This is a genomic window from Aromatoleum evansii, from assembly GCF_045689615.1.
Classification (GTDB): domain Bacteria; phylum Pseudomonadota; class Gammaproteobacteria; order Burkholderiales; family Rhodocyclaceae; genus Aromatoleum; species Aromatoleum evansii.
In genome coordinates this window covers 406,995-421,086 of the sequence record NZ_CP141259.1, presented here as the reverse complement: position 1 = coordinate 421,086, position 14,092 = coordinate 406,995, and the positions used below count along the sequence as shown (strand labels likewise).

At 68.4% G+C, this 14,092-nt stretch carries 9 protein-coding genes; 2 read left to right on the top strand and 7 right to left on the bottom strand.

What is annotated here, in order from left to right:
• Window positions 1–12: 12 nt before the first annotated feature.
• The 5 genes from U5817_RS01725 to U5817_RS01705 form a co-directional block, all read right to left on the bottom strand.
• Entirely contained in the window at window positions 13–1,464 is a 1,452-nt protein-coding gene (locus tag U5817_RS01725; RefSeq protein WP_407279518.1) for a methyl-accepting chemotaxis protein, read from the bottom strand.
• Window positions 1,461–2,513: a chemotaxis protein CheW gene (locus tag U5817_RS01720; RefSeq protein ID WP_407279517.1), complete on the bottom strand. Its 1,053-nt coding sequence runs from the start codon at window positions 2,511–2,513 to the stop codon at window positions 1,461–1,463. Before U5817_RS01720 ends, U5817_RS01725 begins: the two co-directional genes overlap by 4 nt.
• Entirely contained in the window at window positions 2,506–3,966 is a 1,461-nt protein-coding gene (locus tag U5817_RS01715) for a CheR family methyltransferase (protein WP_407279516.1), read from the bottom strand. The genes U5817_RS01720 and U5817_RS01715 overlap by 8 nt, the downstream gene beginning before the upstream one ends.
• An 86-nt stretch (window positions 3,967–4,052) precedes the next feature.
• Window positions 4,053–7,244, bottom strand: coding sequence for an EAL domain-containing protein (locus tag U5817_RS01710; protein WP_407279515.1), 3,192 nt, complete (start codon window positions 7,242–7,244; stop codon window positions 4,053–4,055).
• A gap of 344 nt (window positions 7,245–7,588) precedes the next feature.
• Window positions 7,589–8,059 (bottom strand): hypothetical protein, encoded by a 471-nt coding sequence (locus U5817_RS01705; protein WP_169132228.1) that lies wholly within the window; start codon window positions 8,057–8,059, stop codon window positions 7,589–7,591.
• 363 nt (window positions 8,060–8,422) lie between these two features.
• Between U5817_RS01705 and U5817_RS01700 the strand changes: the two genes are divergently transcribed.
• Together U5817_RS01700 and dmeF are read left to right on the top strand one after the other, a co-directional pair.
• A complete protein-coding gene (locus U5817_RS01700; protein ID WP_407279514.1) occupies window positions 8,423–8,740 on the top strand; it encodes a cupin domain-containing protein in 318 nt (105 codons plus the stop codon).
• Between the two features lie 27 nt (window positions 8,741–8,767).
• Window positions 8,768–9,760, top strand: coding sequence for a CDF family Co(II)/Ni(II) efflux transporter DmeF (dmeF, locus tag U5817_RS01695; RefSeq protein WP_169132227.1), 993 nt, complete (start codon window positions 8,768–8,770; stop codon window positions 9,758–9,760).
• Between the two features lie 81 nt (window positions 9,761–9,841).
• Here dmeF and U5817_RS01690 read toward each other — a convergent pair whose 3' ends face one another.
• Both U5817_RS01690 and U5817_RS01685 read right to left on the bottom strand, forming a co-directional pair.
• The gene (locus U5817_RS01690; protein ID WP_407279513.1) at window positions 9,842–11,488 is read right to left on the bottom strand and encodes a sulfatase-like hydrolase/transferase; all 1,647 of its coding nucleotides are present in this window, start codon (window positions 11,486–11,488) and stop codon (window positions 9,842–9,844) included.
• Between the two features lie 125 nt (window positions 11,489–11,613).
• Window positions 11,614–14,040, bottom strand: a complete 2,427-nt coding sequence (locus tag U5817_RS01685) for a bifunctional diguanylate cyclase/phosphodiesterase (protein WP_169132225.1) — start codon at window positions 14,038–14,040, stop codon at window positions 11,614–11,616.
• Window positions 14,041–14,092: the final 52 nt, after the last annotated feature.

Genomic DNA, 14,092 nt, shown 5'->3' with positions numbered 1-14,092 from the left:
TCGCCGCCCCCGTCACACCATCGCTTTCAGTCCGAGCGCAACCTGCCGGAGGTTCTCGATGCCGACCTTCGTCTGCTCGGTGCCCGCGGCCATCTGGCGCGAACCGGCGGCGAGACTCTGCATCGCATCGGTGACCTGCCCCAGGGCTGCAGCCTGCTGCTTGCTGTTGAGCATGACCTGCTGCGCATTTTCCGAAACGTTGTTGGCGGCACCCGCGATGGCCTCGAACGCCTCGGCAACGCGACTCGCCGTCGCCATGACCTCGTCGGCGCTGCGCGAGCCGTCCTCGGTAACCATCACCGCACTGTTGGTCGCACTCTGGATGTCCGTGACCAGGGCGTCCGCACGCTCCGCCGACTTCTTGCTCTGGACCGCGAGCTTGCGGATCTCACCGGCCACCACCGCGAAACCCTTGCCCTGCTCGCCTGCACGCGCCGCCTCGACCGCCGCATTGAGCGCCAACATGTTGGTCTCGCTCGCGAGCTCCCCGACCAGCTTGGCGATGCCGCCGATTTGCCCCGCCTGCTCCGACAGGCTGAGGATACGGTGTGCGAGCGAGTCAATCTTGTCCTTCATCCCTGCCGTGCACTGCGCCGCCTCGTCCGCCGCACGCGTGCCCTGGCGCGCGAGCTCCAGCGCCTGCATCGCGGCCGCTGCCGACGATTCGGCCTGGCTCGCCGACTGGCGGGCCGACATCCCCAGCTCCTCCACCGTCGCCGACACCTCGCTGACCGCCGCCACCTGCTGCGCGACGGTGCGTTCATGCTCGTCCACCGTCGCCGCCATCTCGGTCGAGGCGGTGCTCACGTGGGCCACCGACTCGCTGATCGTGCGCGTGCTGCGGATCGCCAGGGTGCGGCCGATGGCCAGTGCGAGCACGAATGCCGCCACCGTCGCGCCCAGCGCGACGGACACCAGAGTTCTCCCCGCGCTCACCTGCTCGGCGGTGCGCTGCGCGAGCACCTCGAGTTCCCGCTCCTCGATCCGGTCGATCTGTGCGTCGACCCGGGCGCTGAGGCTGGCGAGATCCGACTGGCGGAAGAACTGCACCGCCTTCGCGAAGCTGCCGGCGTCGACCAGCTCGCGATACCCCCCTGCGATGCCGGTCATGTCATCGACGACCTTCAGCAGGCTGGCCAGGGCCTCGCGCGACTCCGCGCCGCTCAGGGTCGCACCCAGCGCCTCCAGATTCGCCCGCGCGCGCGCCATGTTCTTCGTCGCGGCCTCCAGCGCCTCACGCTCACGACTCACCAGATAGCCGCGCATGTCACGCTGGTACTGTGCGATCCCGACGTGGGCCTCCTTCGCGAGCGCGACGATGCGGCCCGCCTCCACCGTTTCCGCCGACAAGGCCCTCAGGCGCTGAGTCTGCACGTAGACGGCGAGCGCAACGCCAGCCATCAGGACCAACGGCACCAGATAGCCCGCCAGGATGCGTTGCCGCAGATTCAGACTTCGATTCATGCATGTTCTCCTACGTGGGAGGCCCGGCTGCCCGGCCCCGGTGCATGTCCACCAGGCTCGTCGGCAACGTGGAGCACGCGCGACACGAGCATGGCTTCGACATCTATCAGGCTGAAGATCCGCTCCGCGGCCCGCATCGGGCCGCGACAGAACGGCAAGTCGTGCGCGCTGGCCGCGGGTGCGAAGGACTCGTCCGCGTCGGCCGCAACGACATCGTGCACCTCCGTGACCGCCAACCCGACCGTCAGCTCGCCGACACGCACGACGACAACCTCGGCGAGCGCCCGTTGGGCGGGCAGGCCGAGCACCGGCCTGAGATCGATCACGGTCAGGAGGTCGCTGCGCAGATTCATGCTGCCGAGAATGTGCGGCGGACAGCACGGCACCGGCCGCAGGCCGCGCAGATGCACGAATTCGCGCACCACGGCGGCCGGAATCCCGAACAGCCCGCCATCCAGACCGACCAGCGCACACGGCGCCGCGCCGGCGGCGACCGGCGCCGCCGGCGGACGGGCCATGCGGTCCGCGCGCGCACGGAAGGTTTCCACCGCCGGATCTGGAGCGGCCCCCTCGGCCGTCGGTGCATGGAGGGGCGGCAATGCGGTCGCCGCCGTACCGGCCGCGGCGCCGGCGAGCAGCGCCCGGGCATCCAGCACCATCGCCAGTTCCGCGCCGCTCATGGCGACACCGCACAAGAGCGCCGCCAGCTGTCCGAACAGATGGTGATGCTCGCGCACGTCCTCGATGTCTTCCGGGGCGATCGTCACGGTATCCAGCACCGCCCCGGCGAGCATGCCGAAATGCTCGCCATCGACGTCGAGCACGACGACGGCATCGCCGGCCTGCAGGTCGGACCGTCCCATCCCGAAACACAGCCCCGGGTCGACCACCAGAATCACGTGCCCGCGCAGGTTGAACGCCCCGATCACCCACGGCGACGCGTCCGCCACCGCCGACAGCTCGGGCAACCACACCAGCTCGCGCACCTGCGCCGCATCCACAGCGTAGCGCACGCCCCCGTGTGCGAAGAGAAGGTGCAGGCTAGCCATCCCGGCCTTCCTCCCGAACACCCCGCAGCTCGCCCGCCCCGGCCCGGAGCCGGTGCAGCAGCGCACCCGCCGTGGTGCGCGGCGGCGCGGGCAGCGGCGCGTCCGGCGCCATCCTCTCGAGTTCACGCACGGCCAGTGCGCGCATCTGCCGCGCCCGATCGGCCTCACCCGAACGCACGCACAGATCGGCGAGCGCCAGATGCGCGACGACAAAGCGCGAGTCCAGATACAGCACCTTGCGCAGCAACATGACCGCCTCGTCGAACGCCCCGCCTTCCTCGGCTAGTTGCGCGAGCAGGAAATAAGGGCGCGGATCGAGGGGCGATGCCGCCAGCACCCGCTCGCACGCGGCCCGCGCCGCTTGCGCCGCACCGCGATCGGCATCGCGCCAGGCCTGCACGAGCAGCTCGTCGGGGTCGACCGGCGCAGCCGTTTCACGCGCGGGCACGGGCTTGCGCCGCCGCGCCCGCTCGAGCGGGGTCGATGCCGGGCTCGGCGGCGGCACCGCCGCGGGCGCCACCGCAGGAGCGGCACCCTCCGGCTGCCGCTGCGCAGCGCCAACCGGACGGCGGTACAGCATCGCCTCGGGACAGGGGACCGCCTCCAGCCCCGACGGCGTCTCGCCCAGCAACTCCCCGTGCCCTGGAACGAAATATCCGCCTTCGGCCAGGGCCACAGCGAGGTGCCCGGCAATATGCGTCACGGCGGGAGTGGTCAGATAGATGAACACATTGCGGCACAGGATCAGATCGAATCCGCCGGCATCGGCGCTGGCGCGGGCGCGGGCGCTGTCGTCGTGCAGCAGGTCGCCGCACGCGAACTCGACCATGGCCTGCAGATGCTCGCTGATCTGCCATTCGCGGCCGCATTCTCGGAAGTAGCGCGCGATCCGGTCATCATCGAGCGCACGAAAGGACCACTGGCCGTATCTTCCGGTGCGCGCACGGGCGATGGCATCGCCGTTGATGTCGGTTCCGAGGATCCGCACGTCCCACCCGCCAAGGCACGGCGACATTTCGTCTATCAGCATCGCCAGCGAATAGGCCTCCTCCCCGCTCGCGCAGCCGGCGCTCCACAAGCGCAAGGTCCGCTGCGCCGACCGGCGCGCCACCAGCTCGGGCAGGATGCGGCCGGCGAGCAGCCCGAACAGGCCCTGGTCGCGCAGGAAATAGGTTTCGCCGGTGGAGAACAGCCGCATCAGCCGTTCGCGCTCGCGCCGGCTATCCGCGCCCCCCGCCTCGATCAGCTCTGCATAGGCCGCGATGGAGGGCAGCCGCAGCTCGCGCAGCCGCGACTGCAGCCAGGCGTGCAAGCGCGCCTCGTCGCCGGGACGCCGGCGCAGGCCGATCGCGTCGAGGACCCGCCCGCGCGTATCGTCGGCGACTCCGGCTGACGCGCCTCCCGGGCCCATCGCCACGCCCCCCCCGAGGTTGACCGCATCATGCCAAAACATTCCAGCGGAATCCCCAAAAGCTCTAGGACAATAGGATTGTAACGGCAAGTTTCAGCAGCCGGTGGATATTTGCTCCGGGCATGGTCTCAGGCGGCGACCGCAATCATTCCCAACTCGAAACGCTCGAACGCGTCACGCACCGCCTCGAGCAGCTCGCGGTCGTCCCACGGCTTGTGCAGGAAGCGGAAGACCGCGCCGCGGTTGATCGCGCCGGTGATCATCTCGACATCGGCATAGCCGGACAGGATCATGCGCACCGACTGCGGATACAGCCCCCTGACCTTGTCGAGAAACTGCACGCCGTCCATGCCCGGCATGCGGAAATCGGAGATCACGACGCCCACCGGATGGCGCGCGAGCAGTTCCAGCGCTTCGGCGGGATTGGCGGCAAACAGCAAGGTATACCCCTCCCGCCGCAGGATGCGGCGCACGGCCGACTGGATCGACGGCTCGTCATCGACGAGCAGCAGGGTGCGTTCGGGCAGATCCTTCTGCACCGGCAGGGGCATCGTCCGTCCGCCGGCCAGCATGTCTGCGAAGGACTCCGGGGCGAGCGGCGGCGAGAAGTGGCAGCCCTGCATCTCGTCGCAGCCGCGCCCGCGCAGGTACAACATTTGCCCCTCGGTCTCGACCCCTTCGGCGATCACGCGCAGATTGAGGCTGCGGGCGAGCGCAATGATGGAAACGGCGATGGCCGCATCGCTTGCGTTTGTCGTCAGATCGGTGATGAAGGCGCGATCGATCTTGAGGTAATCGAGCGGAAAGCGCTTCAGCATGCCGAGTGAGGAATAGCCGGTGCCGAAATCGTCGATCGCGAGCCGGACGCCGAGGGCCTTAAGGCTCCGCATCATCTTGATCGCCCGTTCCGGCTCGCGCATCAGGGTGCTTTCGGTGATCTCCAGCATCAGCGTTCCCCCGTCCAGGCGGAAGCGCGACAGCAGGGCCGACACTTCCGCGACCAGATCGTCGCGCAGGAACTGCAGCGCCGACACATTCACCGCCACGCGCGGGCATGCCACCCCGGTATCGAGCCAGTCGCGCATCCTTGCACAGGCGGATTCGAGCACCCAGTGCCCGATCGGCAGGATCAGGCCGCTTTCCTCGGCCACGGGGATGAATTCGCCCGGCGACACCATGCCGAGTTCCGCATGCCGCCAGCGGCACAGCGCTTCGCAGCCGACCACCGCGCCCGTCAGCAGATCGACCTTGGGCTGGTATTCCAGATACAACTCGTCCCGCTCGACGGCCCGCCGCAATTCGAGTTCGAGACGCAGCCGCGGCGCGGCCCGGGCATTCATGGTCGCGTCGTAGAAGCAGACGGTGTCGCGCCCCGTCTCCTTGGCGCGATTCATCGCCACGCAGGCGTTGCGCAGCAGGGCGTCCGCGTCCTGTCCGGCGTCACCGCACTCGGCTACCCCGATGCTGGCGGTCAGGTGCAACTCCTCACCGCCGGCCATGATCGGCTGCCGCACCGCCTCCAGTAGGCGGTTGGCCAGCGACACCACGGCCTGCCGGCCCGGCAGCTGATCGGCGAGGAGCACGAACTCGTCGTTCGTCATGCGCGCCACCGTGCTGCAGCCTTGCGCGGCCACCGCGAGGCGGCGCGCGATGTCCGCGAGCGTCGCGTCGGCGACCGCACGGCCGAAACTGTCATGCACGACCTTGAAGCGATCCACGTTCAGCCACAGCACGAAGAAGGCGTCATTGCGCGCCGCATGGGCGAGGACCTGCTGCAGGCGGTCGAGCAGCAGGTTGCGGTTGGGCAGGCCGGTCAGCGCATCATGGTTCGCCCGATGGGCAAGTTGCTCCTCATGGCGGAGCCGCTCCGTGACATCGCGGAATTCGATCACCGCGTGGTCGGCACCCTGCCCGTCGCTTGCCACCAGGCTCACGCCGGCCTCGAGCCAGACGACATCCTCCGCCGCGCGCGTCAGGCGCAGCGCGACCTCGCCTTCGCGCCGCGCCGCGAGCAGTCCCTCGAGCTGCTCCCATGCACCCGGTTCGAAACCGCGGCGGCCGAGGTCGGACAAATCGGCGGCGTGGAGGTCCGCAGGGGTGATCGCCAACAAGGCGAGCAATGCCGGATTGGCGCTGACGACACATCCCGGCGACGCATAACGGTAGATCATCAGCCCGTTGCGGCTGGCGTCGATCGCGCTGTTGCGCAGACGGATTTCCTCCGCGGCGGTTCGCAGTCGCGTCATCGATTCCTCGATTTGCGCGGCCATGTCGTCCAGCGTGCCGCCAAGCTCCCCCAGCTCGCCGCCATCCGGCGGCAGCGCACAACGGGCCTGCAGCTCCCCGGCGCCGATGCGCCGCGCCGTGTCCGCAAGATCACGCACCCGACGCAGCACCAGCCGCTGCGCCGCGACCCAGCCGAGTGCCGACACAAGCGCGGTCAGCGCGAGGGCCAGCAGGAGATTGTGCCGCAACACCTGCGCAGCCTGCGCTTGGGCCAGCGCGGTTGGAATGCCCACGCGCACGTACAGGTCGCCGTGGACGCTGAGCACCGGCACGATCGCCGTTGCGCGCGGCACCTGATCGAGCCAGACCGACTCGAAGAGCGCTTCGCGGGCCTCCAAAATGGCAGCCTTGAATTCGGCCAGCTCCGGGATCGTGCGCCCCGCCAGCGCATCCGGATCGGGCAGACGGGCGAGGATCGCGCCCTCGCTGTCGACGATCGTCACCACCGAGCCGTCCGGCAGCCACTGGTCGCGCAGCAGCGATTCGAATTTCGGCGGCTCTGCCACGAGCGCCACGATGGCAGAAATGTCATCGTGCTCGTCGAATACCGGATGGGCGAACACCACGATCGGCCGCCCCGTCAGGCGGCTGACAATGAATTCGCCGATCGCGAAGTCGCGCCGCTCGACGGCGCGGCGGAAGTAGGCGCGATCCGCGACGTTGACGCGCCCGGCGACCGGCTTGGCGCTGCAGAGCATTTCGCCGCTGCGGTCGAAGACGAAGAGATCGGAGTAGAGTTCGCCGAGGGAGGCCACGCGCGAAAGCCAGCGGCTGCAGTCGCGCGTCGAATGCAGCGCCCCTATTTCTGGCGCCTCCGCCAGCCCCTGCAGTGCCGCGTGCGCATAGGACACCATGTCCCGCTGGCGCGTCGCGACTTGCCGTGCCGTGGCCAGCGCAAGCCTTTCCGAACTGGCACGGGCCTCGCGCCGCTGTTCGAGCCCCATGTCGAGGATGATCGCGATGGACGGCAGGACCGCAGCAAGGACCAGCAGCAGCAGGCGGACATGCATCCGGGCAAGCGATCGGGGAATCATCGCGGATCCGTACTTGTTGTATCCGCATGCGTCGCGGACATGGCAGGAGCGTGGCGCCACCGTCCGGCGATCCGCGCGTTCACAGCTGCGGACGGGGAGACCCCGGGCGACGCTCACATTTGGTTACACTCGCGCTGCATCATAAAGCAGCCAGCTCGAATCGGCACTACCGGCAACAACGTATGCGAACAAGCGGAAAAGCGAATGCCGCGCGGTGAGTCGTTGCCGCGCAATGCCTCGCCACCAGGCGGCGGACCACTGCAGCGACGGGGTCGCGCGACACGACGCACTCGGGGCGTGTCGCGCCGACCGGACGGCACCGATTCGCCGCCGCCCGCTCTTGCTCAGTTGAGCGCGGGATCTTCCGCGGCATCGAGCGCCAGGGCGATATCGCTCGGCGAACGGAGAAAGCGCACGCTGCACAGCCTGCGCGTCCCGCACATCACGGCTTCGGCAAGCTGGTGCACGAAATCCATGTCGTGCGACTCGGTAAAGAGCGGGATCGAAATCGTCTTCCCCTCGAGTTTCCCGGGTTCCTGCAGGATGGTGCGAGCGATCTGCGGCAAGGGACGTTTGCCCTGCGGCATTGAGACGCCGGCGTCGAACTCCCCGGACCGCGGATCGGCGACCGCAGGTGCGAGCGCGTCCGGCGGCTCCAGCCGACAGGAGACGCTGGTCCCCTTCCCGTACCAGCAAATCCAGCCAACGGGAGCTCCCGCGGGCGCCTCCGCATGCGCAGCGGCAGCCGGCAGCGCCAGCAGCAGTCTGCCGGCGAACCGCCAGCGACGGGCGGCGGAGGCGACCGCCGCGGCCAACCAATTCGTCATGGCGAATGGCGCACAGGCTGAATATTGCATATGCCGATCAATCCTTTTTCAATTGAAGAAGCATAAATTCAGGTGCAGCCCAGGGGAATTCGCGAGATTGCGCGCCCGTCTACGTACAAGCACGTAGACGGGCGAGAAGCCACCAACACAACGCAACGAGGCCGCGGCGCCGGATCGGCAGTCGTACCGGCTGCCGCAGCAAATGCTGCGCAGAGCCCGATTCGACGGTATCGTACGGAGGCAGCAATCACCGCCCTCCGTTCGGCCCGAACCCTGCGCCTCCAGCATTGCGACAGCCGGAGCAAGGGTGAGGACATCAATGCCCCCAACATGCGAAGCGCCGTCCGCCCCATGCCCGACCACGGAAACGTCCTCGAAGATCTGCCGCCGCCCGGCGGCGAGGAAAGCTTCGACACCCTTTTCGAGCGCGCCGGCACGCGCATCGAGCGCATCGTCTCGCACGCCCACGCCAGCCCGCCCGGCTTCTGGTACGACCAGGCGCAGGCCGAGTGGGTGATGGTGGTGCAAGGCGAGGCGGAACTCGCGTTCGCGGACGGCGAACGGCGCGAGATGCGCGCGGGCGACTGGATCACGATCGCCCCGCACCGCCGCCACCGCGTCGAATCGACCGGCGAAGGTACCGTATGGCTGGCGGTGCATGTAGACTGATGACATAGCGATCACCGCCGGCGCCTCATGTCTCCCGAATCCCCGCAATACTGGACCCCCAACCACCGCTTCCATGACGGCAACGCGGCGGGCGAACGCGGCACGCGCCTGGTGCTGCTGATCACGGCGATCACGATGGTGGTCGAGATCGCCGCCGGCTGGTGGTTCAACTCGATGGCGCTGCTCGCCGACGGCTGGCACATGAGCTCGCACGCGCTCGCGATCGGCCTCTCGGCGCTCGCCTACGCCGCCGCACGGCGCTACGCCGACGACCCGCGCTTCGCCTTCGGCACGTGGAAGATCGAAATCCTCGCCGGCTTCGCGAGCGCGATCTTCCTCGTCGGCGTCGCGCTCGCGATGGTCATCGGATCGGTCGAGCGCCTGCTCGCTCCGCAGGACATCCGCTTCCCCGAGGCGATCACGGTCGCGGTGGTCGGACTGGTCGTGAATATCGTATGCGCGCTGATCCTCAACCATGCCGGCGAGCATGCGCACGGCGGGCACGAGCATCACGATCACGGCCATGCCCACGGCGGGCACGACCACGCTCATGGCGACCACGACCACCCCCATCACGACCTGAACCTGCGCGCCGCCTACCTGCACGTCGTCGTCGACGCGGCGACCTCGGTGCTGGCGATCGTCGCGCTGCTCGGGGGGATGCTGTACGGCTGGAACTGGCTCGACCCGGTGATGGGCATCGTCGGCGCGACGCTGGTCGCGCGCTGGTCGCGCGGGCTGCTGCGCGACACCGGCCGCGTGCTGCTCGACCGCGAGATGGATCACCCGGTCGTCGCGGAGGTGCGCCAGGCGCTCGCGAGCCACCCGCACTGGCCCGAGGCGCCGCGCATCGTGGACCTGCACGTGTGGCGCGTCGGTCGCAACCGTTTCGCCGCCATCGTCAGCGTGCTCACCGGCGACCCCGCGATCACACCCACTGCGATCAAGCGCGCGCTCGCCCGGCACGAGGAGCTCATCCACATCTCGGTCGAGGTGAATCGCCCGCAGGACGCCGCCTGAAGCGGCACGGCGCCACCACCCGATAAGGCCATTCGGGCGGAACCCTTCGACAAGCTCAGGGCAAACGGATTCGCTTGAGTCTCAGCGATCGTGCATGATGTCGCGCTGCACGGTCGTGCGCGCGGGCGGACGCGGTGGCACCGGCACCGGCGTCACGACCACGTCGGCGGGGCCGGCGCCGGTGGCCGCGGGCTCGATCACCGGCAGATCCCACAGCGCGCGGTAGGTCGCGCTGTAGTTCATCAGCTGCTCGGTCATCTTCGCGATGCGATCAGGCGGGCGCGGCACGCTGGCCGGGCCGATCGCCGCATAGCCGAGGCCGGCACGCTCGCCCTCGACCTCGAAGCCAAGCATCCGCAGCATCGTCGGCAGCATGTCGAAGTGCGTGACCTCGTCGGTGTTCTTCACCAGCTTCTTGTCTGCGCCGATCAGCAGGTTATACACGCGTCGGTTCGGGTTCTTCACCAGCTTGTCGTACGAGGTGTTGCCCATCGCGAGATGGTCGCCCTGCACCACGACCGCGATGCGATCCGACCAGCCCTTCTTGTTGATGTACTCGATGAAGTCCGCGACCTGCCCCGCGGTGCATTCGACGATGCCTTCGAAATCCTGATACCCCTGGCGTTCGCAGGCCGATGACAGGTGGCCGTAGGGGTGATGCGTGTCGATCGTGAGGACGGTGAGGTTGAAGGGCTTGCGCGCCTTCATCAACTGGTCGAGCTCGCTGCGCGCGTGGCGGAAGAGATCATCGTCGTACAGTCCCCAGCCGCTCATCAGCTCGGGCCGTTCGCCCTGGTTCACCCATTCCTCGCGCCCCATCACCTTGCCGTAGTGGTGATCCTTGAAAAACTTGCCGACGCCGGCGAAGGCAAGGCTGGAGCCGTTGAGGAAGACGTTGGTGTAGCCGTTGCTGGCGAGGATGTCGCCGAGGCAGCGCGCACGCGGCAGGAAGCTCTCGACCTGCTCGCCCTGGGCATTGCCGCCGAACAGGGCCACCGACTTCAGCGGCAGCCCGCACTGCGTCGCGACGATGCCGGCGATCGTGAAGTGCGCGCCCATCATCTCGCGGTAGTCGTCGAAGGACACCACGCGCGGCTTGCCCTTGTAGGCGTTGAGCCGGTGCAGCAGGTCGCGCCCGAACAGGTTGGTGTCGGAATAGGTGGACTCGAGGCTCTCGACGTAGATGAGCACGAGGTTCTTCGGCGGCTCCTTGCCGCGCTTGACCGACACGCGGCCCGGATCGACGTAGGAGCCGGCGAAATAATCCTCGCCGAAGTAGGCCCGCACGTAGCGCGCCAGCGAGAAGCTGTCGATGAAGAAGGCGACACCGGCGCCGAGCACCACCAGAGGGATCGCCCGCGGCACGCCGTGGCGCATGAAGCGCAGCAACGCGCGACTGAAACGGCGCATGCCCACACGCAACCAGTACCAGCCGCGGCGCAGCCACGGCACCGGCCATTTCTCCGGATGCGCGCGCAGGTGCTGGAACCATTCGTCCAGCCCCCACAGCACCATCGCCAGAGCGACCGGCAGCGCCAGCGCGCGCCACAGGAAGCGGCGGGTCAGTTCCGGATCGCTCGTCATCAGCCCTTCGGTACCGAAACGCAGGTGGTAGAGCACCTGGTCGATGGTTACCGAGCCGAACTCGTCCGTGAGCCAGTCGGGCAAGGCGTACAGCAGGCAGCCGACGAGAATCGCCAGAGGCTTGAGCAGTTTTCGGACACGCATTTACGGGACGACTCTCCGGCGGGCGGACTTCCGTGCGGCGGCGCCGCATGCACCGGAAGGTGCGCAATATTACCGCAACGCCCCTGAGGTAGACTGGCGCGACGGCCGCAAGTTTGCGCGCCCGCTCACGACGCCCCGACCCCCTGCCGCCGCGCGTCGAGCAGGGCCGCAAAGGCCTCCGCCGGCACCGGCGATCCGAACAGGTAGCCCTGGCATTCCGGACAGCCCGCCTCGCGCAGGAAGTCGCGCTGGTCGGTCGTCTCCACCCCTTCCGCGATCACTTCCAGCCCGAGGCTGCGCGCGAGCGCGATCGTCGCCTGCACGATCGCGGCGCAGCTGCGGTCGTGCGGCAGCTCGCTGACGAAGGAGCGGTCGATCTTCAGGCGGTGGATCGGGAAGCGCTTGAGGTAGTACAGCGAGGAATAGCCGGTGCCGAAGTCGTCCAGCGCGAGCTGCACGCCCTGCGCGGAGAGCCTGTCCATCAGCCCGATCGCGCGCTCGGTGTCTTCCATCAGCATGCTCTCGGTGAGTTCGAGTTCGATGCGCGCGGGGTCGGCACCGGTCGCAGCGAGCGCTTCGCGCATGGCCTCGTCGATATCGCCCTGCAGCTGCCGCATCGAGAGGTTCACCGCGAGGCGGAATCCCGCCGGCAGCCGCTCGCCCCACTCGACTACCTTGCGGCAGGCCTGCTCCAGCACCCAGGCGCCGATGTCGACGATCAGTCCGGTCTCCTCGGCAATCGGAATGAACTCCGCGGGCGGCACCAGGCCGCGTTCGGGCTGGTGCCAGCGCAGCAGCACCTCGGCACCGGTCATGTTGCCGCTGGCGGTATCGACCTTGAGCTGGAAGTGCAGCTCGAACTCGCCGCGCTCGAGCGCATGGCGCAGGTCCTCCTCCATCCCGAGGCGCTCGAGCGCGCCCTCGTTCATCGACGGCAGGAAGAAACGGTAGCGGTTGCGGCCGGCGCGCTTGGACTGGTACATCGCGACGTCGGCATGCTTGGTGAGCATTTCGGGCGTGCTGCCGTCCTCGGGGTAGAAGCTGATGCCGATGCTCGCCCCGGTCGTGATCTCGCGCCCGTCGACCAGGAAGGGCGCGGACAGGGCGTCGAGGATGCGCTGGGCAACTGCGGCGGTGACCTGACGCCGGTCCACGGAGTCGCCTGCGAGCAGCACCCCGAACTCGTCGCCGCCCAGGCGCGCGGTGGTGTCGCAATCGCGCACGATGCCGCTCAGGCGCGCGGCGACCTGCTTGAGCAGCGCATCGCCGGCCTTGTGGCCGAGGCTGTCGTTCACCGGCTTGAAGCGGTCGAGGTCGATGAACAGCACCGCGAGGCTGGAATTCTGCCGCCGCGCCAGCAGCACGGCGTTTTCCAGCCGGTCCTCGAACAGGCGCCGGTTCGCCAGCCCGGTCAGCGCATCGTAATAGGCCAGGTGCGCAATGCGTTCCTCACTCAGGCGCTTCTCGGTGATGTCATAGAACATCCCGATGTAGTACACGAGCTCCTGCCGCTCGTTGTAGTCCGCGCACAGGGTCAGCCACTGGCGGTAGATCTCGCCGCTCTTGCGCCGGTTGGTGACTTCGCCCTGCCAGTAGCCGCGCTCGTTAACCGTCTTCCACATCTCGTGGTAGAAGGCCTCGTTGTGCCAGCCCGACGACAGCAGGCGCGGCGTCCCGCCGATCGCCTCCTCTGCGGTGTAACCGGTGATCTCGGTGAAGGCGCGGTTCACCTCGATGACGCGCTGCTCCGGGTCGGTGATGACGATGCCCTCGATGCTGCGCTCGAACACGCTCGCGGCCATGTGCAGGCGTCGGTTGGCGGCCTCGAGCGCCTCGTTCTGCGTGCGGATGCTGGCCTCGTTCTCGCGCAAGGCCCCGTACTGCCGGCGCAGGATGCGGTCGGCGCGGCCCACGACCAGCAGCAGCGCCGCATAGAGAGCGCCGAAGCCCAGCACGATCGCCAGCAGCAGCCACCACGAATCGCTGTCGATCTCGCGGATGTCGCCCGAGACGTCGGTGTACAGCTCGAACACCGCCTTCACCTGCCCGTCGGGATCGGGGCGGATCGGGATGTAGCTCGACACCACGTTCACGTTCTCGATCTCGCCCTCGGTCGCGCTCATGCGGCCGCGATAGACGAGCTCGCTCATCTTCACGCCGCTGCGCGCCGCCAGAAAACCGGGATTGCCGCTCTTGTCCTCGCCGATCTCGCGCACCACGGTGGAAAACACCGCCGTGCCCTTGAGGTCATACACCTTGATCTTGATCACCGGCACGCCGGCCGCCAGTTCGCGGATCCGTTCCCGCAGGCGCGCGGTGAGTTCGCGCTCGCGCAGCGCGAGCGCGTCGCGCCCTTCCGAGGCCATCAGCGCGGGGCCGAACTCCGGCCAGATCGCGTTGGCGACCGTGCGCGCGAGCAGCTCGTTGCGCGTCCCCGAAATCTCCGTGCGCTCGGCGATCTCGCTGCTGCGGTAGCCCCACAGGAACAGCAGCGAAAGCACCAGCACGGCGATTCCGCTCGCGATCGAAAAATAACGGGTCAGTCTGAACATGCTTCCCCCGGTCGCCCGCAGGCCTGCGACCCCGCGCCGGCGAGGCACGCAG

What these genes read in the sequence shown, in the direction of transcription:
- U5817_RS01725 (WP_407279518.1), bottom strand. Translation starts at nt 1,464, where the DNA reads ATGAATCGAAGTCTGAATCTGCGGCAACGCATCCTGGCGGGCTATCTG.
- U5817_RS01720 (WP_407279517.1), bottom strand. Translation starts at nt 2,513, where the DNA reads ATGGCTAGCCTGCACCTTCTCTTCGCACACGGGGGCGTGCGCTACGCT.
- U5817_RS01715 (WP_407279516.1), bottom strand. Translation starts at nt 3,966, where the DNA reads ATGTTTTGGCATGATGCGGTCAACCTCGGGGGGGGCGTGGCGATGGGC.
- U5817_RS01710 (WP_407279515.1), bottom strand. Translation starts at nt 7,244, where the DNA reads ATGATTCCCCGATCGCTTGCCCGGATGCATGTCCGCCTGCTGCTGCTG.
- U5817_RS01700 (WP_407279514.1), top strand. Translation starts at nt 8,423, where the DNA reads ATGCCCGACCACGGAAACGTCCTCGAAGATCTGCCGCCGCCCGGCGGC.
- dmeF (WP_169132227.1), top strand. Translation starts at nt 8,768, where the DNA reads ATGTCTCCCGAATCCCCGCAATACTGGACCCCCAACCACCGCTTCCAT.
- U5817_RS01690 (WP_407279513.1), bottom strand. Translation starts at nt 11,488, where the DNA reads ATGCGTGTCCGAAAACTGCTCAAGCCTCTGGCGATTCTCGTCGGCTGC.
- U5817_RS01685 (WP_169132225.1), bottom strand. Translation starts at nt 14,040, where the DNA reads ATGTTCAGACTGACCCGTTATTTTTCGATCGCGAGCGGAATCGCCGTG.